Source organism: Rheinheimera muenzenbergensis (genome assembly GCF_036984005.1).
In the GTDB taxonomy this organism is placed as follows: Bacteria; Pseudomonadota; Gammaproteobacteria; order Enterobacterales; family Alteromonadaceae; genus Alishewanella; species Alishewanella muenzenbergensis.
In genome coordinates, this window is sequence record NZ_JALAAR010000009.1 from 150,171 (window position 1) to 177,024 (window position 26,854).

General features: G+C 50.8%; 23 protein-coding genes and 2 tRNA genes. 10 read left to right on the top strand and 15 right to left on the bottom strand.

Annotated elements, in window-relative coordinates:
- From MN202_RS12075 to MN202_RS12100, 6 genes are all read left to right on the top strand, one after another.
- On the top strand, positions 1 to 618 hold the full coding sequence (locus tag MN202_RS12075; RefSeq protein WP_335736382.1) for a mechanosensitive ion channel domain-containing protein: 618 nt from the start codon (positions 1 to 3) through the stop codon (positions 616 to 618).
- A 67-nt stretch (positions 619 to 685) separates the two neighbouring features.
- The gene (gene smc / locus MN202_RS12080) at positions 686 to 4,099 is read left to right on the top strand and encodes a chromosome segregation protein SMC (protein WP_335736383.1); all 3,414 of its coding nucleotides are present in this window, start codon (positions 686 to 688) and stop codon (positions 4,097 to 4,099) included.
- Positions 4,100 to 4,113: 14 nt separating this feature from the next.
- Positions 4,114 to 4,971: a cell division protein ZipA gene (zipA, locus tag MN202_RS12085; RefSeq protein WP_335736384.1), complete on the top strand. Its 858-nt coding sequence runs from the start codon at positions 4,114 to 4,116 to the stop codon at positions 4,969 to 4,971.
- 91 nt (positions 4,972 to 5,062) lie between these two features.
- Complete coding sequence (gene ligA, locus MN202_RS12090) at positions 5,063 to 7,096, top strand: NAD-dependent DNA ligase LigA (protein ID WP_335736385.1); 2,034 nt, start codon at positions 5,063 to 5,065, stop codon at positions 7,094 to 7,096.
- Complete coding sequence (locus MN202_RS12095; protein ID WP_335736386.1) at positions 7,097 to 7,432, top strand: DUF3392 domain-containing protein; 336 nt, start codon at positions 7,097 to 7,099, stop codon at positions 7,430 to 7,432.
- Positions 7,429 to 7,917, top strand: coding sequence for a DUF2919 family protein (locus MN202_RS12100; protein ID WP_335736387.1), 489 nt, complete (start codon positions 7,429 to 7,431; stop codon positions 7,915 to 7,917). The genes MN202_RS12095 and MN202_RS12100 overlap by 4 nt, the downstream gene beginning before the upstream one ends.
- 1 nt (position 7,918) lies before the next feature.
- Here MN202_RS12100 and MN202_RS12105 read toward each other — a convergent pair whose 3' ends face one another.
- The 3 genes from MN202_RS12105 to MN202_RS12115 form a co-directional block, all read right to left on the bottom strand.
- Entirely contained in the window at positions 7,919 to 9,541 is a 1,623-nt protein-coding gene (locus tag MN202_RS12105) for a response regulator (RefSeq protein ID WP_335736388.1), read from the bottom strand.
- Between the two features lie 298 nt (positions 9,542 to 9,839).
- Positions 9,840 to 9,915 (bottom strand) — tRNA-Val (locus tag MN202_RS12110).
- Positions 9,916 to 10,024: 109 nt separating this feature from the next.
- A tRNA-Val gene (locus MN202_RS12115) sits at positions 10,025 to 10,100 on the bottom strand.
- Positions 10,101 to 10,299: 199 nt separating this feature from the next.
- Here MN202_RS12115 and gltX point away from each other — a divergent pair.
- Both gltX and MN202_RS12125 read left to right on the top strand, forming a co-directional pair.
- On the top strand, positions 10,300 to 11,709 hold the full coding sequence (gltX, locus tag MN202_RS12120) for a glutamate--tRNA ligase (protein ID WP_335736389.1): 1,410 nt from the start codon (positions 10,300 to 10,302) through the stop codon (positions 11,707 to 11,709).
- 169 nt (positions 11,710 to 11,878) lie between these two features.
- Positions 11,879 to 12,676: a DUF481 domain-containing protein gene (locus tag MN202_RS12125; RefSeq protein ID WP_335736390.1), complete on the top strand. Its 798-nt coding sequence runs from the start codon at positions 11,879 to 11,881 to the stop codon at positions 12,674 to 12,676.
- A gap of 45 nt (positions 12,677 to 12,721) precedes the next feature.
- Here the strand turns inward: MN202_RS12125 and MN202_RS12130 are convergent, their stop codons facing one another.
- Together MN202_RS12130 and MN202_RS12135 are read right to left on the bottom strand one after the other, a co-directional pair.
- Positions 12,722 to 13,711, bottom strand: a complete 990-nt coding sequence (locus MN202_RS12130) for a 2-hydroxyacid dehydrogenase (protein ID WP_335736391.1) — start codon at positions 13,709 to 13,711, stop codon at positions 12,722 to 12,724.
- A 70-nt stretch (positions 13,712 to 13,781) separates the two neighbouring features.
- Positions 13,782 to 14,261, bottom strand: coding sequence for a glutathione peroxidase (locus tag MN202_RS12135; RefSeq protein ID WP_335736392.1), 480 nt, complete (start codon positions 14,259 to 14,261; stop codon positions 13,782 to 13,784).
- 87 nt (positions 14,262 to 14,348) lie between these two features.
- Here MN202_RS12135 and MN202_RS12140 point away from each other — a divergent pair, with 87 nt between their 5' ends.
- Positions 14,349 to 15,230: an NAD(P)-dependent oxidoreductase gene (locus MN202_RS12140; protein ID WP_335736393.1), complete on the top strand. Its 882-nt coding sequence runs from the start codon at positions 14,349 to 14,351 to the stop codon at positions 15,228 to 15,230.
- On the opposite strand, the gene MN202_RS12145 is transcribed toward MN202_RS12140, so the two are convergent.
- From MN202_RS12145 to MN202_RS12190, 10 genes are all read right to left on the bottom strand, one after another.
- The gene (locus MN202_RS12145; RefSeq protein ID WP_335736394.1) at positions 15,219 to 15,680 is read right to left on the bottom strand and encodes an RES family NAD+ phosphorylase; all 462 of its coding nucleotides are present in this window, start codon (positions 15,678 to 15,680) and stop codon (positions 15,219 to 15,221) included. The genes MN202_RS12140 and MN202_RS12145 overlap by 12 nt on opposite strands.
- Positions 15,680 to 16,129: a type II RES/Xre toxin-antitoxin system antitoxin gene (gene parS, locus MN202_RS12150; protein ID WP_335736395.1), complete on the bottom strand. Its 450-nt coding sequence runs from the start codon at positions 16,127 to 16,129 to the stop codon at positions 15,680 to 15,682. Before parS ends, MN202_RS12145 begins: the two co-directional genes overlap by 1 nt.
- A gap of 116 nt (positions 16,130 to 16,245) precedes the next feature.
- Positions 16,246 to 16,905 carry a CoA transferase subunit B gene (locus MN202_RS12155; protein WP_335736396.1) on the bottom strand — a complete coding sequence of 220 codons (660 nt, stop codon included), beginning with the start codon at positions 16,903 to 16,905 and terminating at the stop codon, positions 16,246 to 16,248.
- Positions 16,906 to 16,915: 10 nt separating this feature from the next.
- Positions 16,916 to 17,617: a CoA transferase subunit A gene (locus tag MN202_RS12160; RefSeq protein WP_335736397.1), complete on the bottom strand. Its 702-nt coding sequence runs from the start codon at positions 17,615 to 17,617 to the stop codon at positions 16,916 to 16,918.
- Positions 17,618 to 18,008: 391 nt separating this feature from the next.
- Complete coding sequence (locus MN202_RS12165; RefSeq protein WP_335736398.1) at positions 18,009 to 18,923, bottom strand: hydroxymethylglutaryl-CoA lyase; 915 nt, start codon at positions 18,921 to 18,923, stop codon at positions 18,009 to 18,011.
- Positions 18,920 to 20,905, bottom strand: coding sequence for an acetyl/propionyl/methylcrotonyl-CoA carboxylase subunit alpha (locus MN202_RS12170; RefSeq protein ID WP_335736399.1), 1,986 nt, complete (start codon positions 20,903 to 20,905; stop codon positions 18,920 to 18,922). The genes MN202_RS12165 and MN202_RS12170 overlap by 4 nt, the downstream gene beginning before the upstream one ends.
- Positions 20,905 to 21,705 (bottom strand): enoyl-CoA hydratase/isomerase family protein, encoded by an 801-nt coding sequence (locus MN202_RS12175; RefSeq protein WP_335736400.1) that lies wholly within the window; start codon positions 21,703 to 21,705, stop codon positions 20,905 to 20,907. The genes MN202_RS12170 and MN202_RS12175 overlap by 1 nt, the downstream gene beginning before the upstream one ends.
- Positions 21,706 to 21,907: 202 nt before the next feature.
- The gene (locus tag MN202_RS12180) at positions 21,908 to 23,515 is read right to left on the bottom strand and encodes a carboxyl transferase domain-containing protein (RefSeq protein WP_335736401.1); all 1,608 of its coding nucleotides are present in this window, start codon (positions 23,513 to 23,515) and stop codon (positions 21,908 to 21,910) included.
- Between the two features lie 282 nt (positions 23,516 to 23,797).
- The gene (locus MN202_RS12185) at positions 23,798 to 24,967 is read right to left on the bottom strand and encodes an isovaleryl-CoA dehydrogenase (RefSeq protein ID WP_335736402.1); all 1,170 of its coding nucleotides are present in this window, start codon (positions 24,965 to 24,967) and stop codon (positions 23,798 to 23,800) included.
- Positions 24,968 to 25,000: 33 nt separating this feature from the next.
- Positions 25,001 to 25,405 (bottom strand): MerR family transcriptional regulator, encoded by a 405-nt coding sequence (locus MN202_RS12190; protein WP_166840945.1) that lies wholly within the window; start codon positions 25,403 to 25,405, stop codon positions 25,001 to 25,003.
- A gap of 265 nt (positions 25,406 to 25,670) precedes the next feature.
- Here MN202_RS12190 and MN202_RS12195 point away from each other — a divergent pair, with 265 nt between their 5' ends.
- Positions 25,671 to 26,852, top strand: coding sequence for a thiolase family protein (locus MN202_RS12195; RefSeq protein ID WP_335736403.1), 1,182 nt, complete (start codon positions 25,671 to 25,673; stop codon positions 26,850 to 26,852).
- Positions 26,853 to 26,854 lie beyond the last annotated feature (2 nt).

Genomic DNA, 26,854 nt, shown 5'->3' on the forward strand with positions numbered 1-26,854 from the left:
TTGTCATTTTTTCAATATAGCCAACAACTGCTGCAGCATATGAGCCCGGTAACGGTGCAGCTGATCATCAGTTTCTCCGTGCTGGTGTTGTACTTTTTTATCAGTCGCCGCATCATGCCGCTGCTGTATCAGGTAATAGCCCGCAGCAGGCTAAAAGCCGAAATGAATAAGCGCGCCGCCGTAGTGTTGCATATTTTGCTGGTGTTATTACTGATAGTGGTACTAAGCATAGTGTGGGGTGTCGATATCCGTGGCTTGCTGGTATTGGCGTCGTCAATGATTGCGGTTATCGGTGTCGCCTTGTTTGCAGCCTGGAGTCTGCTGAGTAATATCACCGCCTTCTTTATTTTACTCGGGCAAAAAGCCTTTGCCGAAGGTATGGAAGTCAGAGTGGTAGACGGTGGCAACTATCTGGAAGGCCGCATTGTTGAAATTAACCTGTTTAGTACAGTGCTGCGTACTAAAGATAACGAACAAGTGGTGTATCCGAATAACCTGTTAATTTCGCGGCCTGTGGTGGTGTTTCCAAAAAAATCCCGCAAGCTGGTTAGCAATACCGTGGCCGAGAAAGCGCAGCGCTGGCGGCGTAAAAGTTTTAGCGGTACGCCGGGTGAGTGATTTTTCCGTGACAGCGGTTTTCGCTGCTGCTACATTCGGCAAAAATACAATAATAACGTGTTATTGAATGCGCTTAAAACAGATCAAACTGTCTGGTTTTAAATCCTTTGTTGACAGCACCACTGTGCCTTTTCCGCAGCAAATGACGGCTGTGGTTGGCCCCAATGGCTGCGGTAAATCAAACGTGATTGATGCAGTGCGCTGGGTGCTGGGCGAAAGTTCGGCCAAAAATCTGCGTGGCGATGCCATGACAGACGTGATTTTTAACGGCTCGGCGCAGCGCAAGCCTGTGTCGCAGGCGTCGGTAGAACTGGTATTTGAAAACACTGAAGGCCGCATTGCCGGCGGCCTGGCTGACCGCAGTGAAATCGCGATAAAGCGCATTGTTACCCGCGATGCACAGTCGCTGTACTTTTTAAACGGCAGTAAATGCCGCCGCCGTGACATTACCGATATTTTTCTTGGCACCGGCTTGGGGCCGCGCAGCTACGCCATTATCGAGCAGGGCATGATCTCGCGCCTGATAGAATCTAAGCCGCAGGAATTACGGGTGTTTATTGAAGAAGCGGCTGGCATATCCAAGTATAAAGAGCGGCGGCGTGAAACCGAAAACCGCATTAAACATACCCGGGAAAACCTGGACCGGCTGGCCGATGTGCGTGACGAGCTGGGTAAAAATATCGATAAGTTAAAACGGCAGGCCAGCGCAGCGCAGCGCTACAAAGAATTAAAAGCGCAAGAGCGTAAACTCAAAGCCGAACTGACTACCATCAAATGGCTGCAGTACAACAACCGTTTCACAGCGCTGGAGCAGCAATTACAACAACAGCAAACCGAACTGGAAAAATATCAGTCGCAAGAGCTGGGTGATCAGCGGGTGTTGCTGGAACTGAAGCAGCAAGCGCAGGATACCCGGCAACAACTGGAGCAGGCGCAAAGCCGGTTTTATCAGTTAGGTGCCAGCATCAGCCGCTTAGAGCAGCAAATTCTGCATCAGCGCCAACAGCAGCAAAACCTGACTACACAATTAACCCAGGCCGAACACAGTTTATCTCAGGCGCAGCAGTATATTGCTGCCGAGCAGGCGCAGCAGCACGAATTGCAGCAGCAACTGGCGGAGGATGAACCGCAACTGGAGCTTATGCAGCAGCAGGTTGAAGAGTTGGCGATGCAACTGCAACAGCTGGAAGATGAGCAACAACGCCAGCAGCAGGCCCTGATGCAATGGCAGCAACAGCAATTTCGTTTGCAGCAACAGGCTCAGCAGCAGCAATTGCAATTACAAAATGAACAACAGCAATGGCAACAGCAAGGGGCAGCACAGCAACTGTTGCAACAGGAGCTAAACGAGCTGGCGTTGTCACCGTTACTGCATAAACAGCAACAGCTTGGCGCTGAATTAGTAGACTGCGAGCAGGCGTTGGCGCAGCAACAGCAACAGTACGAACAACTACAACAGCAAATAAACCTGCAGCAGCAACAGCTGGCAGCGCTGAATAACCCGTTGCAGAGCCTCAACACCGAGCTGCAGTTATTGCAGCGTGAACAACAACAATTGCTGCGTCTGCAGCAACAGCAAGCCAGTGAACAACAGCAACTGTTACAACAATTGCAGGTGCAACCGGGATGGGCCACGGCCGTGGTACTGGTGCTGGGCCAACTGCAACACGCCAGCGTGCAGGATGAGCCGGATGAAACGGCGCAAACCCGGGTAAGCCCAAACAAACAACAGCCGCAGCCTGATAGTCTGGCGGCAAAAATAATCACTGGCATCTACCCGGACTATTTTAACCAGGTGCGGTGTGCCGACAATGCTGACGATGCCCGTAGGCAGGTCAGTACACTGGCAGAAGGGCAATCTGTTATTACGCCGCAAGGCTATTGGCTGGGCAGTAACTGGGCTGTGCTGGCCGGCAGTGCAGCCGCCGACAGCTATTTACAGCGCGCCGAGCGGTTGCAGGCGCTGACAGCAGAGCTTGCAGTGGCTGAAGACAATCATGCCCAGGCTGAGGCAGAGTATCTGGCTGCACAACAGCAGTTGGCTGTGCTTGAGCAACAACAACAGCAGCAATTACAGCAATTGCAACAATGGCAACAGCAGCTGCAACAGGCGCAAACTGCCACACTACTGGCCGAGCAAGAGCTGCAACAAGCACAAAAGCTGTCGCAAAAACTGCAGGCCGAACTGGATCAGCGTGGGCTGGAACAAGCGCAGCGGCAAGAGCGCATAGAACAATTAACCACGGCGCTGGAACACAGCAGCGAACAGTTACTGCAACATGAAGCCGGGCAGCACGACCTGCAACACCAAAGCGGTAATCAGCAGCAACAATTACAACAGCTGAAAGCGCGATATGAGCAGCAGCGCAGCGCCCAGCAACAACTGTTAATGCAACATAAAATGGCGCAGCAACAATTAGCGACGCTAACGCAAAGCCTGGGCCGTAGCCAGCAGCAACAGCAGCAGCTACAGGAACAGGTAAGCCAGCTTAATGCCAAATTGGCGCAGGATGATGAACCTGAGTTGCTGCTGCATGAACAGTTGCAGGAAAGCCTGTTAAGCCGGGAAGAGGCCGAACAGACTTTAATTGGCCAGCAGGATGCATTGGCCAATATTGAGCAACAAATGCGCCAGTTAGAGCAAGGTCAGCAGGGCATCATGCAATTGCTGAACAAAAAGCGCGCGGCATTGTCTGAGCTGCAACTGGATGCCGAAGGCTACCGGGTACGGGCCAACAATATGCTGGAACTGCTGCGCGAGCAGCAAGCCAATATGAAAGAGGTATTGGCCGAGTTGCCGGCTGACGCTGACGAAGCCTTGTGGCAGCAGCAATTGGATAAAACCACTGATGCGGTAGCACGTTTAGGCCCAATTAACCTGGCGGCAATTGAAGAGTATGAACAGCAGTCTGAGCGCAAGCAGTATCTGGATGCGCAGAACGATGATTTGATGGCGGCGATGGAAACGTTGGAAACTGCGATCCGTAAAATTGATAAAGAAACCCGGCAAAAGTTCAAAGATACCTTCGAGCAGGTAAATGAAGGGCTAAAAACCCTGTTTCCTAAAGTGTTTGGCGGCGGCAGTGCTTATCTGGATCTGACCGAAGATGACTTACTGGAAACCGGTGTAACCATAATGGCGCGACCGCCGGGCAAAAAAAACAGTACAATCCATTTATTATCGGGTGGTGAAAAAGCGTTAACCGCCTTATCATTGGTGTTTTCGATTTTCCGGCTTAATCCGGCACCGTTTTGTATGTTAGATGAAGTGGATGCGCCACTGGATGATGCTAACGTCGGGCGTTTTTGCAATTTGGTGCGGGAAATGTCTGAAACGGTACAATTTATTTATATAAGCCACAATAAAATCGCCATGGAGATGGCGGCGCAGCTAATGGGCGTGACAATGCAGGAACCCGGCGTGTCGCGCGTGGTTGCGGTGGATGTGGATGATGCTGTAAAAATGGCAGCAGCCTCTTAATAAAAGGTAATTATATGGCTGACGAACTACGTTTAATTTTTATCATTGTTGGTGCTTTGGTATTGGGAGCATTGTTGCTGCACGGCTTATGGACGGTGCGCAAAAATTCCGGTCAGCCTAAGCATCGCTATTTTGATGAGTCTGCAAATAGCAGCAGCGAAAAAGCCGATGGCTTTGATGATCTGGGCGTAGGACCGGTACGGGTGGTTAAAAAATCGGCCGTCAGCAGCGCAGATAAACCGGCCGCCGTTACGACTGAAACTGTACCTGCGGCACCGCCAGCAAAGACACCCAAGGCGGTAACCGAAGTGCAAACCGAATTAGCCTTTGATGAGCCGGCAGAGCCACAGCTTAATTTTAATGCGCTGGATGACGAAGAACCGCAACAGACAGCGTTGGACGAGCCGCTTAATAGCACAGAAGATACTGCCACAGCGGCAGAGCCGGCGGAAGTATTGATTTTGTATGTGTTACTGCCAGAACATAAAGATATGAAAGGGCCGGATTTATTATCGGCATTGCTGACGCTGGGCTTTAAATATGGCGATATGGATATATTCCACCGTCATCAGGACAGTGCCGGCTCAGGTGCAGTGTTGTTTAGCCTGGCCAACATGTTTAACCCAGGCACTTTCGATCTGGAAAATATCGACAAACTCAGTACCCGCGGCGTAAGTTTATTTATGACGCTACCGGGGCCGGGTGAGCCGTTGGGTAATTTTAATCTGATGCACAATGCCGCGAAAAAACTGGCCGAGGAATTTGGCGGCCAGGTGCTGGATGGCCAGCGCAGTGTGTTAACCGTACAAACGGTACGCCATTATGTAGATAAGATCCGTGAATTTCAGCGCCAGCAGCTGATCCACGGTTAACGGCAAAAATAACATCAGCTAAACGGCAGGCAGCAGGCCTGCCGTTTTTGTTACAGCAATTTCAGGCGTAAATTTTTACAGGCAAGGATTTATGAGCCAGTCTCTTTTGCAGCAAGTGCAGCACCTCCGGCAGCAGCTGGAACAATACAGCTATCAATATTATGTGCTGGATAACCCCACCGTTCCCGATGCGGAATATGACCAACTCTATCGCCAGTTGCAGCAGCTGGAAAGTGAGCACCCTGAACTTATCACGGCAGATTCACCAACCCAGCGCGTTGGCGCGGTGCCGCTAAGTAAGTTTGGCCAAATTAGCCACAGCATCCCAATGTTATCGCTGGACAATGCGTTTGACGACGTTGAGTTTCAGGCATTTTGTAAGCGAATGGCTGACCGGTTGGATACCAGTAGCGAATTTAGTTTTTGTTGTGAACCCAAACTTGATGGCCTGGCCGTCAGCATTCGTTATGAAAACGGCCTGCTGGTACAAGCTGCGACCCGCGGCGATGGCTTCACCGGCGAAGATATTACCGGCAATGTTAAAACCATCCGTGCGGTACCGTTAAAGTTAAAAGGCTCCGCTATACCACCGGTACTGGAAGTGCGCGGCGAAGTTTTTATGCCGTTGGCCGGTTTTGCCAGCATGAACGAGAAAGCCCGGGCGGCCGGTGAAAAAGTATTTGCCAACCCGCGTAATGCTGCCGCCGGCAGTTTACGCCAGTTAGATCCCAAAGTTAGCGCACAGCGGCCGTTAATGTTTTATGCCTATGCGGTTGGCAGTGTTGAGGATCCGCTGTCATTGCTTGATGGGCACAGTCACTATCAGCGATTAATGCAATTGAAAGACTGGGGGCTGCCGGTGTGCCCGGAGATCCGTCTGGTAAAGGGGGCCACTGCAGCGCTGGATTATTATCAGCAAATTTTGCAACGCAGAGCAGATCTGGCGTATGAAATTGATGGCGTGGTGATTAAAGTTGCCGACCTGGCGCAGCAACAGGCTTTGGGTTTTGTGGCGCGGGCGCCGCGCTGGGCGATAGCCTTTAAGTTTCCGGCGCAGGAAATGCTGACCACTCTATTGGATGTGGAATTTCAGGTGGGCCGCACCGGTGCTATTACGCCGGTAGCGCGGTTAGAGCCTGTAGTGGTGGGCGGGGTAACGGTAAGCAACGCCACCTTGCACAACCAGGATGAAATAGACCGGCTGGCAGTAAAAATTGGTGACAGGGTGATAGTGCGCCGCGCCGGTGATGTGATCCCACAGCTGGTTTCTGTGGTGCTTGAGCAACGGCCAGACACGGTACGCGACATTGTCTTCCCGAAAAGCTGTCCGGTATGTGGCTCACAGGTAGAGCGGGTTAGCGGCGAAGCCGTCGCACGCTGCAGTGGCGGCCTGTATTGTGCGGCACAGTTAAAAGAAGCCATTAAGCATTTTGTGTCGCGCAAGGCTATGGATATAGAAGGCCTGGGCGATAAGCTGGTTGAACAGCTGGTAGAGCAACAACTGGTAAAAACGCCGGCTGATATTTATCAGTTAGATATGGCCGCTCTGGTGGGGCTGGAGCGGATGGCACAAAAGTCGGCGTTAAAGTTACTCGCTGCGATAGAGCAATCTAAATCCACGACCTTGCCAAGGTTTATTTACGCGCTGGGCATTCGCGAGGTGGGAGAAGCCACGGCGCTAAACCTGGCGAACCATTTTGCCTCACTGGAATTGCTGCAACAAGCGAAGCTGGAGCAATTGCTGCAGGTGGCTGATGTCGGCACTGTGGTGGCGGAACATCTGCAGGGCTTTTTTAACGAAATACACAACCAAAGCGTGATCGCCGCCTTGCAAAACGCCGGTGTGCACTGGCCGCAGATAACGCAGCAAGTCGCGGCAGAGCAGCCGTTGGCCGGGCAAACCCTGGTGTTAACCGGTACCTTAAGCAGTATGGGCCGGGATGATGCCAAAGCCAGGCTACAGCGTTTAGGCGCTAAAGTGTCTGGCTCGGTATCGGCAAAAACACACGCAGTTATTGCCGGTGACAATGCTGGCTCTAAGCTGGTGAAGGCCAACGAGCTAAATGTTGCGGTATGGACAGAGCAACAGATGCTGGATTTATTTACCCAGTACGGAGTGATGTAAATGCCGGATTTTCTTTATCAGTTGTTGCTGGACTGGGGCGCGCTGTTTCGCCCTTATGTGCGTGATATCGCCCTGGCGATGGTTGCCACCAGTTTGGTGGTATTTGGTGATGATATAAACCGGTTTGTCCGCGGTCAGACTGCCGGTATGCATTTTATCTGGCGCACGCTTATTTTTATTGCGCTGTGTGCCTTCGGCTATGGTGCCCTGACAATATTTCTGACGCCTGTGGTCGCCGGGCAATTAGCGCAGCTGAGTAATTTATGGCTACCCTGGGCCACGCTGGCTATTTTTGTGCTACTGGCTTTGCTGGCGCAGCGTAAAAGGCAACTATGAAACAGACTCCGTTGTGGCCGGTACTGGACGATTATGGCCTGCATAAAATTCCGCTGCGGTTTTATGCGCTGCTGTTGCTGTTGCTGCGGCCTTACATTTGCTGGGTAATGGTGCTGACATTACCACAGACGCAGCGCGACATGCTGCGCTGGTTTTACCCGATGCAGCATGACTTTATCGTTGCCTGCCTGCTGGCATCGCCATTGTTGCTGTTGCTGGCGGCGTTAAGCCAACGTAAACCCAAAGGGCAACCAGGCTGGCGCCATGTCTGGCGTTTTGGCCGGCCAATATTGTTTGCCATTGCCGCAGCCGATTTGGTGTTAAGCATCACTCAGTTACCGCCACAAGTAATGCTGGATGCGCCCTGGCGAATAGTGACACCGGTACTTTTACTGATCAGTGTATTTTGGCTCTGGCGCTCCCGGACTTTAACGCTGGTGTTTGCCGAATGGCCCGATGCGACACCACCCGCCAAGGCAGGTTAACTTAAGCCAGCTGGCTTAAATACTTTTGCTTTAATTGCAGATAGCGTTGCTGTTGCTCGCCTTTTAGCTGAGTATTTTCAATAAGTTGCTGACACTTATGCAACAGGCTTTGTTGTTGATCCGCTGGACATAACGGCCGGGGAGCCGTCAGCAAGGTTTGCCATAAATTTAGCGCTATACCGGCATTTTTCGGCATTACCTGAAAGGCCAGCACAAAGGCGTTAAAGGCTTCCTGCCAGTTACCATGCAAATACAGATGCACGGCGTTGTTATTCAGCTCACGTGGGCCCTGAGCCATAGCGGCGCGCTCTTGCTGCTCCTGGGCTATGTAGGCAGCTAAAACCGGCTCAGGCTGTTGCTGGCGGCAGTACTGACTAATACGATTGAACAACTGTTTTGATGCCTCAAGCAGGCCAACTTCATGCAAGGCTTTGGCTTTATCCAGTGCCGCTTCCAGTGAGCTGATATCAGTGTCGCTTTGTAAGTCTTCCAGCAGCTGACGCGCCTTTTGTTTATGATCCTGCAAATACAACAGCCGGGCCTGTATTACCTGTTGTTGTGGATCTAACGCCTGAGACTGGTATTGGCGCTGCACAGTATTCAGCGATAAGGTCGCCTGGCGGTTTAACCTGGACTGATGTTCATCGTCGTCAATACTCAGGGCAAACTCTATGCTGGCCCGGGCCAGGTTTAAATACAGCTCGGGTTGTTCGTACATGGAATAACGGGCAAATTTCACCATATCGCGCGCAGCACGGTACTGTATTTCATAGTCATGGTTTAAACGCGATAACTGCAGCAGTTTTTGCTGGCGCAACAGGTTGCGCGGTGCAAGCTCAGCAGCGGCCAGAATATGCAGCTGCGCCTGTTGATAACGCTGCTGGGCAAACTCCAGCTCTGCCAGACAATCCAGTGCAAACAAGCGGGTGTCACTGCGGGCCAGTAAACGCTCCAGCTCGGCAAAGGCTTCCTGTTCGGCCGCTCTGTGCAACATGCAACGTACCCGGCCGGTGCGGGCCCAGCTAAAGGGTTGCACTTGCAGCATGGCAGTGAAAAAGCTTTCTGCAGAAGGGTAATCACGGCTTTGCAGCAGAATGTCGCCCTTTAATTTAAGCAGTAGCGGAAATAACTTATGCAGCTCAGGCTGCATTAATTGGCGGTTTATCAGCAACAGGGCCTTGTCATATTGCTGTAGATCGAGCTGATCATACACCGGGCGTAGCAGTTGTTTACGTTTTAATAGGCGCTCAATACGCTGCTGTAAATCGCGGATCACAAAAGGTTTCGCCATAAACTCGTCAGGTTGCAGCTCCAGTACGCTGTGCACCAGCTGCGGATCGGTATCGGCACTGATAAACAGCAGACCACAGCTTAGCTTTTGCAAACCGCTATGCTTTAGTTCTTCAAATAACTGATAACCATCTTTACCCTGTGCCAGATTGTAAGCGCAAACTATTAAGTCATAACTATTTTGCTTACAGAGATTTAGTGCGGTTTGCGCTTTGTCAGCGTAACTTAAATTGTGGTAGCCCAATTGTTCCAGCGCATAGCGCAGGTAACTTTGAGTCAGGCTTTGGTCATCAATAATCAGAATGCGTTCATCGCGTTTAACTGCGGGTTCCATAAGACAGCGTCAGATCCGGTACTAACAAGACTGGCTTCACTATAGCAAATTTTTAACAAAGCAGGGCAGTCAAATTACACAGCTGCTTAGCGCGGTGCTTTTCGATGATTTTTAAAACAGGAGGTGGTGGATTGTATTGGGTTAGTAGCCGTGACAACCGTGTCTTAATAAGGAGCGGTCGGTGTTTTTCGATGATTTTTAAAACAGGAAGTGGTGGATTGTACTGGGTTAGTAGCCGTGACAACCGTGTCTTAATAAGGAGCGGGCGGTGCTTTTCGATGATTTTTAAAACAGGAAGTGGTGGATTGTACTGGGTTCGAACCAGTGACCCCCGCCTTGTAAGGGCGGTGCTCTCCCAGCTGAGCTAACAATCCATGGGAGTTTCAAACAATTTTAAATTTTGGTGGATTGTACTGGGTTGTAACCAGTGACCACCGTCTCGTCGTGAAGAGCAGGCGGTGCTTTTCATGATAAGACATCAAGTGGTGGATTGTACTGGGTTCGAACCAGTGACCCCCGCCTTGTAAGGGCGGTGCTCTCCCAGCTGAGCTAACAATCCACGCTGTTTGATGGCGCTCATTATAGGGAGCATGAAAAAGCTGTCAACATTATTTTATGAAATCCAGTTTGCTTGCTGCATTATTAAACATTCTGCCTCTGCTAAGGATAAAACAGCAGCAAAGGGCAGTGTATTGCGGGTGCATCCGGCGCAGGGCATTGTTACAATACGCGCAATATTGCACTGTGATGGATAAATTATGTCTCTAGTTACCCGTTTTGCTCCAAGCCCAACTGGCTATTTGCATGTTGGTGGTGCCCGTACCGCGCTGTTTAGCTGGCTGTATGCCAGAAAAAACGGCGGTAAATTTATTCTGCGGATTGAAGATACTGATTTGGAGCGCTCTACTCAGGAATCTGTTGACGCTATTTTAGAGGGTATGAACTGGCTTGGGCTGGATCACGATGAAGGCCCGTATTATCAAACCCAGCGCTTTGATTTATACAAAGAAGTGGTGGCGCAGCTTCTGGCCGACGGTAAAGCCTATAAGTGCTTCTGTACCATCGAAGAAGTTGATGCTATGCGCGAAGCTCAAGCAGCCGCAGGCGAAAAGCCACGTTACAACGGCATGTGGCGTGACCGTAACGACCACCCAACCGATAAGCCTTATGTTATCCGTTTTAAAAACCCGCAAAGCGGCACTGTCGTCATTGACGACTTAATTAAAGGCAAAATTGAAATTGCCAACAGTGAATTGGACGATTTAATTATTGCCCGCAGCGACGGTACGCCAACCTACAATCTGACAGTCGTTGTCGATGACTGGAAAATGGGTATTACTCACGTGATCCGTGGTGATGACCATGTGAATAACACACCGCGGCAAATGAATATTCTGGCGGCACTGGGTGCCGACATTCCTAAGTATGCGCATGTGCCGATGATCCTCGGCGACGATGGCAAGCGTTTATCTAAACGTCATGGCGCCGTAGGGGTTATGCAGTATCGGGATAACGGCTTTTTGCCTGAGGCGCTGCTAAATTACTTAGTTCGTTTGGGCTGGTCGCATGGTGATCAGGAAATTTTCAGCAAAGAAGAATTGATCCAGCTGTTTGATCTGGATAGCTGCAACCGGGCACCATCGGCATTTAATACCGACAAGCTGATATGGTTAAACCAGCATTATATGAAAACCCTGCCGCCAGAGCAGGTGGCGGCGCAACTGCAGTGGCATATTGCTGAGCAGACGTTGGATATCAGCCAGGGCCCTGCCTTGACGGAAGTAGTTAAAGCGCAGGCTGAAAGGGTAAAAACACTTAAAGAAATGGTGCAAGTTAGTCGCTATTTCTATGAAGACTTTAGTGAATTTGACGCTGAAGCGGCAAAGAAGCACTTACGCCCGGTGGCACTTGAGCCATTGCAGGCTGTACAAGCCAATTTAGCCGCGTTAGCTGACTGGTCACAAGAAGCTGTGCATCAAGTGATTAACGCGACTGCCGAGCAGTTAGGTGTCGGCATGGGTAAAATTGGTATGCCGCTGCGTGTTGCTGTAACCGGTGGCGGCAATTCACCGGCGCTGGATATTACGCTGGCGTTAATCGGTAAAGAGCGGACCCTGGCCAGGTTGCAGCTGGCGTTGGACTTTGTTGCAGCGCGCGCTGCTGAGTGAGCTAATTCAGTATCAAGCTTGCGGCCAAATGCCGAATTTCTCAGCCCGTTAAACCGGGCTGAGATACAGGCAACTGTTACAATCTTTCTCACGACAACAAACAATACTAATAAGTCGTAAGGTATAAAATTCATGGGTAAAGCTGGTTTAGGAGTAAGTTAGCGAGCTAATGCGATTTTTCTTAATTGGTATCAGTGTTGCACTGATGCTTAGCCTGTATGGGGTACAGGCATCTGAGACGGAAGCGTTGCCAGACAGCGAAGAGCCGCTGCAACCTATTGGTTTTTTTGGCACGGTAACCGGCAGTGTTGAACTGGGGTTTTTGCTTACCTCCGGCAATACTGACTCCTTTGCTATTCGGGCGAATAGCGAGCTGGTGCACGATTTACAATACTTTCGTAATAAATATCAGCTGCATAGCCTGATCCAAAAAAACAATGTGCTGGATAATAACGCCAATGAAAAACGCCGGGTAACCACTGCAAACCGCTATGGTTTCTCCGGCCAGAGCAACTATAAGCTGGTGACAGGGCGTGAATCGATATTTGGCCGTGGCTCATACAGTTATGACCGATTTGGTGCTTTTCGTGAACAGGCTACGCTGGCTGCCGGTTATGGCAATCGTATGTATGAACAACTGGAAAGCTACCTGGATTTAGAAACCGGCCCGGGTTTTTCCTATCAGCGCAGTGCCGCCGGCAATAACAACAGTGGCGCCATCTGGTTTTTTGCTGCCAACATGGATTATGCCTTATTTGAAAACGTGCGCTTTCGTCAGACTCTGGAAGGCGCATTGTCGTTAAACGGTGAAAACTCCACGTTACTCAGTCGCAGCAGTATTACGGCAAAAATCATTGATAAACTGTCAATGCGGTTTAATTTTGTGCTGCGGCACAACTCGCGACCTGAAGGTGCATTGCGTAAAACTGATAGTGAAACTTCAGCTTCGTTGGTGTACACCTTCTGATCGTGATAACGGCCTTACTTCTGCTGTTATGCTGCCGTACAGCAGTTAATTTACCAACTCGTTGCCCGTGGCGGTATTACTGGCAAACGCCAGTAGGTTGTCGCTGGTGACCTGACAAATTTCCTGCAAGGCTTCTTTGGTAAAAAACGCCTGATGGCCAGTGATTAGCACGTTAGGAAAGGTTAGCAGGCGTTTAAATATCTCATCATCGATCATTTGCTCGGATAAGTTTTCAAAAAATAAATCGGCTTCCTGCTCGTATACATCCAGGCCCAGATAACCTATTTTGCGGTTTTTCAGGCCGTCGATAACTGCTTTGCTGTCGATTAGCGCGCCGCGGCTGGTGTTAATCAGCATCACACCATCTTTCATGCTGCCAATACTGTAGTGATTAATCAGGTGTTTGGTATCGGGTGTCAGCGGGCAATGCAGGCTGATAATGTCGCTTTGCGCGTACAGCTCTGGCAGTGGTACGTAGCGAGCGCCCAGTTCGGTTAGCACATCACTGGGTGCGATATCATGACATAATAGCTGACATCCAAAACCATGCAGTATTCTGGCAGTCGCCTGGCCAATACGGCCGGTGCCGATTAAGCCTACGGTTTTGCCAAACAGGTTAAAGCCCAGCAGGCCGTCCAGGGCAAAGTTATCATCGCGTACTCTGTTGTAAGCTTTGTGCAGCTTGCGGTTTAAACACAGCATCATGCCTATGGTGTGCTCTGCCACTGCCTCAGGTGAGTAGGCCGGTACCCGGGCAATGCGAATGCCTAATGCTTTGGCAGTAGTTAAATCGACATTATTAAAGCCGGCACAGCGTAACGCGACCATTTCAATGCCCATTTGCGATAATTGCTGCAGTACGGCGGCATTTAGCTCATCATTTACAAACACACACACTGCATGGCAACCGCTAGCAAGTTTAACACTGTCGCTATTTAGCCTGGTTTCGTGGTAACTAAATTGAATACTGGTGTCGGCCCATTGGCTTAACCCGTCGCGGTCATACTTTTTGGCGCTGAATACGGCAACTTTCATGTTGGTTCTCCCATCTGTTGCGGTATAGCTTAGCGCAAAGCCGTGGGCAGTATTTAGCGCTGGATCAAAGTTACAGCAATTCTTCAATAGCACCGGCTATGGCTGACGGCTTAGTACGCGGCGCGTAGCGCTTTACGACATCGCCATCTTTATTCACCAGAAACTTGGTAAAGTTCCACTTAATGGCGCGGGTTTTCATTAAGCCGCGGGCACTGTCTTTTAAGTGCTCGAATAACGGCGAAGCATCGGGACCGTTTACCATCAGCTTGGACATAACCGGAAAGCTCAGGCCGTAATTAAGTTGGCAAAACTGTTGAATATCGGTATCCGAACCCGGTTCCTGCCCACCAAATTGATTGCAGGGAAAGGCCAGGATCAGCAAGCCTTTATCATGATATTGCTGGTGTAACTGCTCCAGCTCTTTGTATTGCGGCGTAAAACCACACTGACTGGCGGTGTTTACGATCAGCAATACCTTGCCACGATACTGACTTAAATCCAGCTCGTTACCTGCAGCGTCTTTTACCTTGTACTGATGTACATTAGCCATGCGGATCCCTTATTTAAAATGCTTTTCATTGGGTACGGAACTTTGTAAGCTTTGCGCCACAGTATGTCACAGATTTAAGTCATTAATATGTCAATTAATAGTGAGAATAAGGTCGCCTTTATTGGTCTGGGGGTAATGGGTTACCCAATGGCGGGTTACCTGCAACAAAAAGGCTATCAGGTAACGGTGTACAACCGTACTAGCGCCAAAGCGCAAAAGTGGGCCGCGCAGTACGGTGGCGCTTATGCGCAAACCCCGGCACAAGCTGCACAGGGCGCCACCCTGGTGTTTCTTTGTGTCGGCAACGACAACGATGTACGCTCAGTGGTGTACGGTGAGCACGGCGTATTAACAGCTATGGCTGCGGGGGCAGTGCTGATTGATCACACCACGGCGTCGGCAGACTTAGCGCGCGAGCTGGCCGCTGCCGCCGCAGCTAAAGGCGTAGGCTTTTTAGATGCACCGGTATCTGGTGGCCAGGCAGGTGCTGAAAACGGTGTGTTGACAGTGATGATTGGCGGTGAGCCAGCCGATTTTGCCAAAGCAGAGGCGGCGATAATGAGTTACTCGCGCTGCGCTAAGTTATTAGGCCCGGCAGGCAGTGGCCAATTGGCAAAGATGGTTAACCAAATTTGTATTGCCGGTGTGGTGCAGGGGCTGGCAGAGGCACTTAACTTTGCACAGCATGCCGGGCTTGATGGCGCAGCAGTGGTTGAGGTGATATCACAAGGCGCGGCATCATCCTGGCAGATGCAAAACCGTTCGCTGACCATGCTGGATGGCAAATATGATTTTGGTTTTGCCGTAGACTGGATGCGTAAAGATTTAGGCATAGCGCTGAGTGAAGCGCGGCAAAATGGCAGCCATTTACCCTTAACGGCACTGGTAGATCAGTTTTACAGCGAAGTACAACAAATGGGCGGCGGCCGCTGGGATACCTCCAGCTTGTTGGCGCGGTTAAAGCGTTAAACGCGGATCAGGCAGAAAATCCAACTCAGTGCTGTTGTCGATGCAAGCTTGGTAAGCGGCATGGGTTGGATTGAGCAGAATATTGCGCTCACGTGGTGCAATAACGCTGGGCACAGATAACGCCAGACTGGCGTTTTGTGCCAGCCAGCTATCGCCAATACGTGCGGTGTCGATACTGGCCGGTTGCTGTTGCCAGTTAGCCGGCAAATTGGCCTGACTGAGCGACAGTACTTCGTCTGCAGTAATCGTTAATTGAAATAGCCGGTATTGTTTAAGTGCAGTGCGATTATTTAAATGTACCAGCACTTCCAGTATGGCCAGCGCTTCAGAGCCGGCAGTATAAACACACAGTTGACCTTTGCTGTTCCAGCGTCCACCATAAAGTTTTGCACCTTCACCATCAAATGCTTGTGCAGCCCATTTGTTATGCACTAAGCGATACAGTTGCATCAGGCAAAAACACCGTGTTCTAAGCGGCCAATTAAATCCAGTATCGCCTGGGTTTCAGCTGAGGTTGCCAGCATATCCAGCGGTGCTTTATCTCCAAGGCCGTATACCGGTTCAGTAAGCCAACGTTTGGTTGCGGCCATATCGGTATCAAACAGCGTATTCGCGGCGACTAACACGGTAGCAAAACGATGCAGCCGGTCGCTTTCTTCCTGGGTAAATTTACCCAGTTTTGCCCGCCTTGCCAAAGTAGCTGGGGCTAACTGGCAAACCTGCGCTAACTGCTTTTTATCCAGCATTGAGACTAAAGACAGCTTATCAAATACGCTGTAGCTAAATCCTTCATGCAGCGCCTGATACAATTTAGGCCCGCGCTCGGCAATACCAAGCTGTTGCCACAGATTTGGCGCAGTATAAAGGGTAGGAGTAAACTCACGAACTAAGGCTGTCATGATGCATCCAATATCAGTTGATATTTAGAGAGGTTATCATGTGATTGTGTCGTGGTCAAAAAAACAGCGCTAAGATCATCACAATCTTAGCGCTGTTCAGTACTTAAAGCGGCAACTTAGTTAAACACCATCTCCGGTATATCGCCGTCGATTACCAGCTTGCCGGCGGTTTTTTGTTTGATTTCGTCTACCGAAATTCCCGGAGCACGCTCTAACAGGTGAAATGCGCCGTTACGTACTTCCAGTACGGCTAGGTCGGTAACGATTTTTTTCACACAGCCTACGCCAGTTAACGGCAGCGTGCAGTCGGTTAGCAGTTTGCTGTTACCGTATTTGTCGGCGTGGGTCATGGTAACGATGATGTTTTGTGCCCCCGCGACTAAATCCATCGCACCGCCCATGCCTTTTACCAGTTTGCCCGGGATCATCCAGCTGGCAATGTTACCGTTTTGGTCGACTTCAAAGGCGCCCAGCACGGTTAAATCAACATGGCCGCCACGGATCATGGCAAAGCTTTCGGCAGAGCTGAAAATCGCCGCGCCTTTAATGGCCGTAACGGTTTCTTTGCCGGCGTTAATCATATCGGCATCGATTTCATCTTCCGTCGGGTAGGGGCCCATACCCAGTAAGCCGTTTTCAGATTGCAGCATTACTTCAATACCGGCCGGCACATAGTTGGCCACCAGAGTAGGAATACCGATACCTAAGTTAACGTAGTAACCGTCTTGCAGTTCCTGCGCCACGCGCATGGCAACCTGTTCACGAGATAAAGCCATTGTTGCCTCCTTAACCTTGACGGACCATACGACGTTCAATGCGTTTTTCAAAGTTAGCTTTGATCACGCGCTGCACATAAATACCCGGCGTATGAATTTGTGATGGTTCAAGCTCACCCGGTTCAACAATTTCTTCTACTTCAGCCACGGTAATTTTACCGGCGGTGGCTGCCATCGGGTTGAAGTTCATTGAGGTGTGGCGGAACATTAGATTACCGTAGCGGTCGGCTTTCCAGGCACGCACGATGGCAAAATCACCGGTAATCGACTCTTCCAGCACGTAGTTACGGCCTTTAATTTCGCGGGTTTCTTTGCCTTCCGCTACCGGTGTGCCAAAACCTGTGGCGGTGAAAAACGCTGGTATACCGGCACCGCCGGCACGCATTTTTTCGGCCAGCGTGCCTTGTGGTGTTAATTCTACTTCCAGCTCGCCGTTTAATAATTGCTTTTCAAACAGGGCGTTTTCACCGACGTAAGAGGCAACCATTTTTTTGATTTGCTTATCTTCCAGCAGAATGCCCAAACCAAAACCATCTACGCCGCAGTTGTTTGATACCACGGTGAGATCTTTGGTCTGCATTTTTTTGATCTGAGCAATTAAACCCTCAGGTATGCCGCATAAGCCAAAGCCACCGGCAATAACGGTCATGCCGTCCTGCAGGCCTGCCATGGCGTCTTCGTAGCTATGTACGACTTTATTAAACCCTGCCATTTGTTGTCCTCTGTTCTTTGCTGAACTATCTGTTGCAAGCAGCTCTTCGATTTCGCGGCTGCTGCGTGAAGTTTTTTCTGCAACACGCCATAAACCATCCATGGGGCTCGAATTGTAAACGTCTTCCGAACGTTTACCCTACGGGCCAGCTACGCTGTCCAAATTCGTTCCAGACGAATTTGTCGGCATTCATGGCCTCCAACGGTCGCAGAAAAAATCACATCCGCATCCGCTAAGATCTGTGCCAAGGTAAGCGCGCAGTACACTTTGACCGGAACCGTGTTTTTCAGGGACGAAAAACACGAGCCTACAGGGACGTATTTACGGCGTGTTTCGGCAAAGTAGTACGGAGTGATTACCGTGTTCGAAGAACCTTTCTTGTTGCTGTTAACTAATTACCAGTCTGACCGCACTTGGCCTTAAGCGCCAATCCTACTTTAGAACTAGGCTGCTTCCCCAGCTTGTCGGTAATAAACCAGCCAGCTTTGGCCAGCGCAGTTAAATCTATGCCGTGCGAAATGCCAAGCCCATTCAGTAAATACACCACATCTTCGCTGGCAACATTGCCTGACGCGCCTGCAGCATAAGGGCAGCCACCCAAACCAGCTACGGCGCTATCAATCACAGCAATACCGCGGCTTAGCGCCACGTAAATATTGGTTAACGCCTGACCGTAAGTGTCATGAAAATGCACCGCCAGCTTATCGGCCGGTACCATAGCAAGCACCGCATCGAGCATGGCATTAACCTTATCCGGCGTACCAACGCCTATGGTATCGCCAAGCGAAATTTCGTAACAGCCCATCTCCAGCAGCGCTTTAGCCACCAAAGCCACTTCGGTTGGTGCGACATCGCCCTGATAAGGGCAGCCGACCACACAGGACACATAGCCACGCACCTTAATACCGTCGGCTTTGGCTGCGTCGACCACAGGCGCAAAGCGTTCCAGGCTCTCAGCTATGCTGCAGTTAATGTTCTTTTGGCTAAAGGCTTCAGATGCAGCGCCAAAAATCGCCACTTCAGTGGCACCGGCAGCTTTGGCTGCCTCATAGCCTTTTAAATTTGGCGTCAGCGCGGCGTAAGTGACACCGGCTTTGCGGTTAATACCGGCAAACACTTCAGCTGAGTCGGCCATTTGCGGCACCCACTTGGGTGAGACAAAAGCACCGCTTTCAATGTAGCTATGGCCAGCATCGCTGAGCATATTGATCAGCGTGATTTTATCGCTGGCTGATACCGTGCTTTCGTTTTGTAAGCCATCACGCGGCCCGACTTCAACAAGGCGTACCTGCTTGGGAAAACTCATGCTTCCTCCGGCGAGAAATCTACCAGTTCGGCGCCGTCTTTTACCAGATCACCGGCGGCATAAAACACCTCATTAACCACACCGTTTTTCGGCGCTTTAATGGCGTATTCCATTTTCATTGCTTCCATAATCACCAGCGTATCACCGGCTTTTACGGTTGCCCCGGCTTTGGCTATTACCGCCACTATAGTGCCGTTCATTGGCGCGGTTAAACTGCCGGCGTGATCTGCGCCTTCTACTTCAGTGGCTACTTCGGTCTGGTAGCTAAAGTCATAGCGCTGATGTTTGATAAACACGCTGATGGTGTCGGCATAACGGCTTACCCGCACCTTAGTGCGGTGATCGCCCAGCACTGCGCTTAACTCATCACCGTTTAGCTCGGCGCTGCAGCACAGTTGCTGGCCGGCAACGTCAATAACGTAATGCTGTTGCAGTTGCTGTACTTTTAAAAAGGAGCTTTGTTCGCCATGCTGCAGGCTGATCTCAACAGTTGGCGTTTCGTTAACGCGCCAGCCATGGCTGAATTGCCAGGGGCTAAAGCTGTTACACGACGCTTGTGGTGCTTTTTGCTGCTGCAGAATAAACAGCGCCGCCAATACCAGCGCCTGATTATTTTCTTTATTGGCCGGCGCAAACAAGCTTTGTTGATGCTTATTAATAAAGTTGGTATCAAGCTCGGCGGCTTTAAACGCCGGGTGCTCGGTTAAGCTGGTTAAAAAGCCCAGGTTAGTAGTAACACCGGCGATGCGGTAATCATCCAGCGCACGCAGCATGCGGGCGATAGCACGGTCGCGGCTTTCATCCCAGACGATTAACTTGGCAATCATCGGGTCATAGAAGGGTGATACTTCATCGTTTTCTACCACGCCGGTATCCACCCGCACATGGCGGTTGGCTTCAGGCTGGCGTAAGTAGGTTAGCTTACCGGTTTGCGGCAGGAAGTCGTTATCCGGATCTTCGGCATATACCCGCACTTCTATCGCGTGGCCATCGAGTTGGATATCGTCCTGCGCCAGCGGCAGCTTTTCGCCGGCGGCGACTAACAGTTGCCATTTAACTAAATCCTGACCGGTGATCATCTCGGTAACCGGATGCTCTACCTGCAGCCGGGTGTTCATCTCCATAAAGTAGAACGAGCCGTCTTCATCAAACAAAAACTCCACCGTACCAGCACCACGATAATCAATGGCTTTGGCCGCTTTTACTGCGGCTTCACCCATGGCTTTACGCTGCTCGCTGCTGAAGTTTGGCGCTGGCGCTTCTTCGATGACTTTTTGGTGACGCCGCTGTATAGAGCAGTCGCGTTCGGCCAGATACACGGCATTGCCGTGATTGTCGGCAAATACCTGAATTTCAATATGGCGCGGTTTGGTCAGGTAGCGCTCAATCAGCATTTTGTCGTTACCAAAACCGGCTTTGGCTTCACGGCGCGCACTGGCTAAGGCATCGGCAAATTCTTCAGCTTTCCACACCACGCGCATACCTTTACCACCGCCACCATAGGCGGCTTTCAATAGCTGTGGGTAGCCAATTCGCTCAGACTCAGTTTTAAGTAGCTCATCTGTCTGATCATCGCCATGATAGCCCGGCACCAGCGGTACGCCGGCTTTGGCCATAATATCTTTAGCAGCGCTTTTTGAGCCCATAGCGGTAATGGCACCGACCGGTGGGCCGATAAATATCACGCCTGCCTCATCACAGGCTTTGGCGAAGCTTTCGTTTTCCGATAAGAAGCCGTAACCCGGGTGAATGGCTTCTGCGCCACTTTGTTTAGCGATGGCGATAATTTTATCTGCGCGCAGGTACGAATCTTTACTGGGCGCCGGGCCTAACAAATAGGCTTCATCGGCCATGCGGACATGACGGGCATTAGCGTCGGCTTCTGAATACACTGCCACGCAGCGGATGCCGAGTTTGTGCGCGGTGTCGATAACACGGCAGGCAATTTCGCCGCGGTTTGCTATTAGTATTTTGCGAAACATTATGCGTCTTCCTTGCCAAGCCAGGCCGGTTTACGTTTTTCTAAGAAGGCGCTTAAGCCTTCCTGACCTTCGGGTGATACCCGTATTTCGGCTATCGCCTGTTCAGTGTGGGCTATTACGTTATTGCTGATCTTGCGGTTATAAATATTGTGGATCAGCGATTTGGCCGCGGTTAATGCTGCCGGGCTGTTTTGCAGCAGGGTATTGATAAAGGTTTCTGCGCTGTCAGCTAACTCACCTTCATTAACCACTTCATGCAGCAGACCCAGATGTTTGGCTTTTGGTGCCATAAAGCGTTCGGCGGTTAAAAAATAACGCCGGCTTTCGCGCTCGCCAATGGCGCGCATGACATAGGGGCTGATTACCGCTGGTATTAAACCAATGCGCACTTCGCTTAAGCAGAAGCTGGCGTTTTCTTCTGCGATAGCGATATCGCAGCAGGCGACTAAACCTAAGGCTCCGCCAAAGGCTGCGCCTTTCACTAAGGCCAGCGTAGGTTTGGGGAATTTATCCAGCCGGTGCATTAGCGTGGCAAGTTCGCCAGCGTCGTTTAAATTCTGCTGATAATCTTTTTGCGCCATGGAGCGCATCCAGTTTAAATCGGCGCCGGCAGAGAAGTTTTTGCCGTTGCTGGTAAGCACCAATACCCGTACTGCATCGTTATTGGCTAAGTCTTTTAGCACAGCGATAAGCTCGGCTATCATCGCGTCGTCAAAGGCGTTGTGCACTTCTGGGCGATTCAGGGTTAAGGTCGCTACGCCACGCGGGTCGATACTGACTTCTGTGTAAACCTGGTTCATTTTCTCTCCGAAAGTTTTTACTCTCTGTTCAATGAAAGTGTTTATTCAACCGGCAATCACTCCGCACAACTTTGCCAGAACACGCCGTAAATACATCCCTGTAGGCTCGTGTTTTTCGTCCCTGAAAAACACGGTTCTGGTCAAAGTGTGCTGCGCGCTAGCCTCTACAGTTGAACCAGCAATTGCGTGTTTATACTCAAAATCACATCCTGAACACGCCAAAACGGCTCTCTTCAATCGGTGCGTTCAGCGCTGCGGCTAAAGCCAGACCTACCGTCATCCGTGTTTGTGCCGGGTCGATAATGCCATCGTCCCACAAGCGGCCACTGGCATAGTATGGATGCCCCTGTTTTTCATACTGCTCGACAATCGGTTTTTTCAGTGCCGCTTCGGCATCCGTTGACAGTGTTTCACCTTTACGCGCCAAGCCGTCTTTGGTTACCTGTGCCATCACGCCTGCAGCCTGCTCGCCACCCATTACTGAAATACGCGCATTGGGCCACATCCACATCATGGTGGGGTCGTAAGCGCGGCCACACATGCCGTAGTTACCAGCGCCGTAGCTGCCACCGATTAACACGGTAAATTTAGGCACTTTGGCACAGCTTACCGCCATCACCATTTTCGCACCGTGCTTGGCAATGCCTTCGGCTTCATACTTTTTACCGACCATAAAGCCAGTAATATTTTGCAGGAACAGCAGTGGAATTTTGCGCTGGGCACAGAGCTCAATAAAGTGTGCACCTTTCTGTGCCGATTCAGAGAATAAGATCCCGTTATTAGCGACGATGCCTACCGGATAGCCGAAGATGCGCGCAAAACCACACACCAGAGTGGCGCCGTAGTATTGCTTAAATTCGTCAAAGTCGGAGCCATCGACAAGGCGGGCAATCACTTCTTTTACATCGAACGGCTTACGTAAATCAGTGCCGACAATGCCGTACAGTTCTTTGGCATCGTACAGTGGCTCTTGCGGTGCTTTTACATCCATCGCTTGCGGGGCAGGGCGGTTTAAGCGTGATACCGCATTGCGCGCCAGTTGCAGCGCATGCTCATCGTTTAACGCATAATGGTCGGCCACGCCGGAGATTTTACAGTGCACATCGGCACCACCCAGCTCTTCAGCGGAGACTTCTTCACCGGTGGCGGCTTTTACCAGTGGCGGGCCGGCTAAAAAGATAGTGCCTTGCTCTTTAACGATAATGCTTTCATCGGCCATCGCCGGTACATAAGCACCACCGGCAGTACACAGGCCCATTACCACAGCAATTTGCGGAATGCCTTTGGCAGACATATTGGCCTGATTAAAGAAAATGCGGCCAAAGTGCAGTTTATCCGGGAATACTTCATCCTGACGGGGCAGGTTAGCACCGCCGGAGTCGACCAGATAAATACACGGCAGGTGGCAGCGCTCGGCAATTTCCTGCGCGCGTAAGTGTTTTTTTACCGTTAGCGGGTAGTAAGTACCACCTTTTACCGTGGCGTCGTTGGCGACAATCATGCACTCGACACCGCTAACGCGGCCGATACCGGCTACCACGCCGGCGCTGGGTACGTAATCTTCGTAGCATTCCCAGCCGGCAAACTGGCCGACTTCTAAAAACGGCGAGCCAGGGTCAAGCAGCTTTTGAATACGATCGCGCACAAACAATTTGCCACGAGAGGTATGGCGGGCTATTAACGCTTCGCCGCCACCGAGTTTAATTTGCTGTACTTTGCTTTGCAGATCATCAACTACGGCCTGCATGGCAGCAGCGTTTTTTTGGAAGTCCTCAGAGCGAGGGTTTACTTTTGAGGTAATTCTGGTCACGTAGGTTACCTTCTGGTTTGGCTCAGAATTTCCGGCTACGTTGCTCTCGCACATTTTACACGCTCGCCCGTTCGGCTCTCCCAGCCTCACTTTTGATCGCTCGCTTAGTAAAATCTGCTACGCACTTCGCCTGGATCTGCTTTTCATTGGGTTAAACAAAACGTCAGGCGGTGCGGAACCGGAACAACTAAGCAGACGATCAAGAGCGAATTTGGGAGAAATTCGCGGGTCTGCGTGTTGTTACGGTGGAAGCAGCCGCTTCCACCCTAGTTTGCAAAACGCTTAATTTGATTCAGTAAACAGCTCACGGCCAATCAGCATACGGCGGATTTCCGAAGTACCGGCACCGATTTCGTACAGCTTGGCATCACGCAGTAAGCGTCCGGTCGGGTATTCGTTAATGTAGCCATTGCCGCCCAGCAGCTGAATTGCATCCAGCGCCATCTTGGTTGCCAGCTCTGCCGAGTACAGAATAACCGCTGCCGCATCTTTACGCGTGGTTTCACCACGGTCGCAGGCTTTGGCTACCGTATAAACGTAAGATTTCGCTGCATTCATCTGGGTATACATATCGGCCAGTTTGCCCTGTACCAGCTGAAATTCACCGATAGACTGGCCAAACTGTTTACGGTCGTGAATATACGGCACAACCACGTCCATGCAGGCTTGCATAATGCCCAGCGGGCCGGCTGACAGTACTACGCGCTCGTAGTCCAGGCCGCTCATTAGTACCTTAACGCCACCGCCAACCTGGCCCAGTACGTTTTCTTCCGGTACTTCACAGTCTTCAAACACCAGCTCACAGGTGTTAGAGCCGCGCATGCCCAGCTTGTCCAGCTTCTGTGCAGTGCTAAAACCCTTAGTACCACGCTCAACGATAAAGGCGGTAATGCCCTTGGAACCGGCGTTAATATCGGTTTTAGCGTAAATCACATAAGTGTGCGCATCCGGCCCATTGGTGATCCACATCTTGTTGCCATTTAAAATGTACTTATCGCCTTGCTTCTCGGCGCGCAGCTTCATGCTAACCACGTCAGAGCCGGCATTAGGCTCGCTCATCGCCAGCGCCCCGATATGCTCGCCAGAGCACAGCTTGGGCAGATATTTCATTTTCTGCGCTTCAGTACCGTTGCGGAAGATCTGGTTTACACACAGGTTAGAATGGGCACCGTAAGATAAGCCAACTGAGGCAGAGGCGCGGCTGATTTCTTCCAGTGCTACTACGTGCTCTAAGTATCCTAAACCTGAGCCGCCGTATTTTTCATCGACGGTAATGCCCAACAGGCCTAAATCACCGAATTTACGCCACAGCTCATTCGGGAATTCATTTTTTTCGTCAATATGGGCGGCGCGTGGGGCGATTTCTTCGCGGGCAAAGGCGTTAACCTGCTCGCGGATCATATCTACCGTTTCGCCTAAATCGAAATTAAGCCCTTTATAACTGCTAATCATTGTGGATCCCCGTTTGCTATGTTTTTCAACCGCTTAGGCGGTTTTATGTTGTTTGGCGTCGGCTAAGGTGTCGCGGCAACGTTTTTCTACTGTTACCAGCTCCATCAGCACAACTTTGATATCGTCCATCTGCTGATGCAGTTCGGCTTTTTTCAGCTCAATCAGCTTCAGCATGGTACTTAATTGGGTCACGCTGCTTTTATCAGCGTCATATAATTCGAACAGCTGGCCGGTTTCGGCCAGGCTAAAGCCTAAACGCTTGCCGCGTAAAATCAGTTTTAGTCGCACCCGGTCACGCTTGCTGTAAATGCGGGTTTGACCGTTACGTAAAGGCGTTATCAGCCCCTGATCTTCATAAAAGCGGATACTACGGGTGGTAATATCAAACTCTTTGGCCAGTTCGCTGATACTGTATGTTTTTTCTTCTTTTTCTGTCATAACCGCCTTCCCCGAAATCGCAGTCAATATAAGTGAAGTTTACGTAAAGGTAAAGCTGGTGGGGTGCTGCTAAGTTGGCAAAATTGCCATTTTTGCCCGCTTTGTAAAGCAAAAATGCCAGTTTGTGCTGGTCAGACTGTACACTTTGCTGAACCAAAAGCCAGGCACACTACCATAGTGTTAGGTGGTTGACGTTGGCGTAAACGTAAATTTGGTGTAGGCTCTGGAGCAACTTTTTAGCCGACAGCTTTTTTTGGAGATTTTTATGGCTACTGACAATATCGTTATCGTTGCTGCTAAACGTACCGCTATGGGCGGTTTTATGGGCGGATTAGCTGATGTCGACGCTACAGTACTGGGTGCGACTGCGATAAAAGCGGCACTGGAACAAGCTGGTTTAAGCGGCGATGCGGTGAGCGAAGTGATTATGGGTAACGTGTTGCCAGCAGGGTTAGGCCAGGCACCGGCACGTCAGGCAACATTGAAAGCCGGTTTACCTTTAACTGCTGGCGCTACCACTATTAATAAAGTATGTGGTTCAGGCTTAAAAGCGGTGATGCTGGCCAGCGATTTATTAAAAGCTGGCAGCGCCGATGTAGTGGTTGCCGGTGGTATGGAGTCGATGAGTAACGCGCCTTACCTGCTGGATAAGGCCCGCAGCGGTTACCGCATGGGCCACGGCCAGATTAAAGATCATATGATGCTGGACGGCCTGGAAAACGCTTACGACGGTAAAGCTATGGGCTGTTTTGCCCAGGGCACTGCAGATGAAAAAGGCATTGGCCGTGAGCAGATGGATGCCTTTGCTGTGCAGTCGTTAACCCGCGCGCAGCAGGCGATCAACTCTGGTGCTTTCGAAGGCGAAATTACCCCGGTGACGTTCCAGACACGTAAAGGCGAAGTTACCTTTAACGTCGATGAGCAGCCTGGCAATGCCAAGGTAGATAAAATCCCAACCCTGCGCCCGGCCTTTGCTAAAGACGGCACTATCACTGCAGCGAACTCCAGCTCAATTTCAGACGGTGCAGCCGCACTTATTTTAATGCGCGAATCTGATGCCAAAGCGCAAGGTGCTAAGCCATTAGCGCGCGTTGTGGCACATGCGACAAATTCTATGGAGCCGGCACTGTTTACCGTTGCCCCGGTTGGCGCAATGCAAAAGGTACTGCAAAAAGCCGGTTGGGATAAACAGCAGGTAGATCTGTGGGAAATTAACGAAGCCTTTGCCATGGTCACTATGCTGGCGATTAACGAACTGGACCTGGATGAGAGCAAAGTAAACGTTAACGGCGGCGCCTGTGCGCTGGGTCATCCAATCGGTGCCTCAGGTGCGCGTATTTTGGTGACGCTTATACATGCACTGCGCAACCGTGGCCTGAGTAAAGGCGTTGCCTCACTGTGTATCGGTGGTGGCGAAGCGGTAGCATTGGCCGTAGAAGTTTTATAACA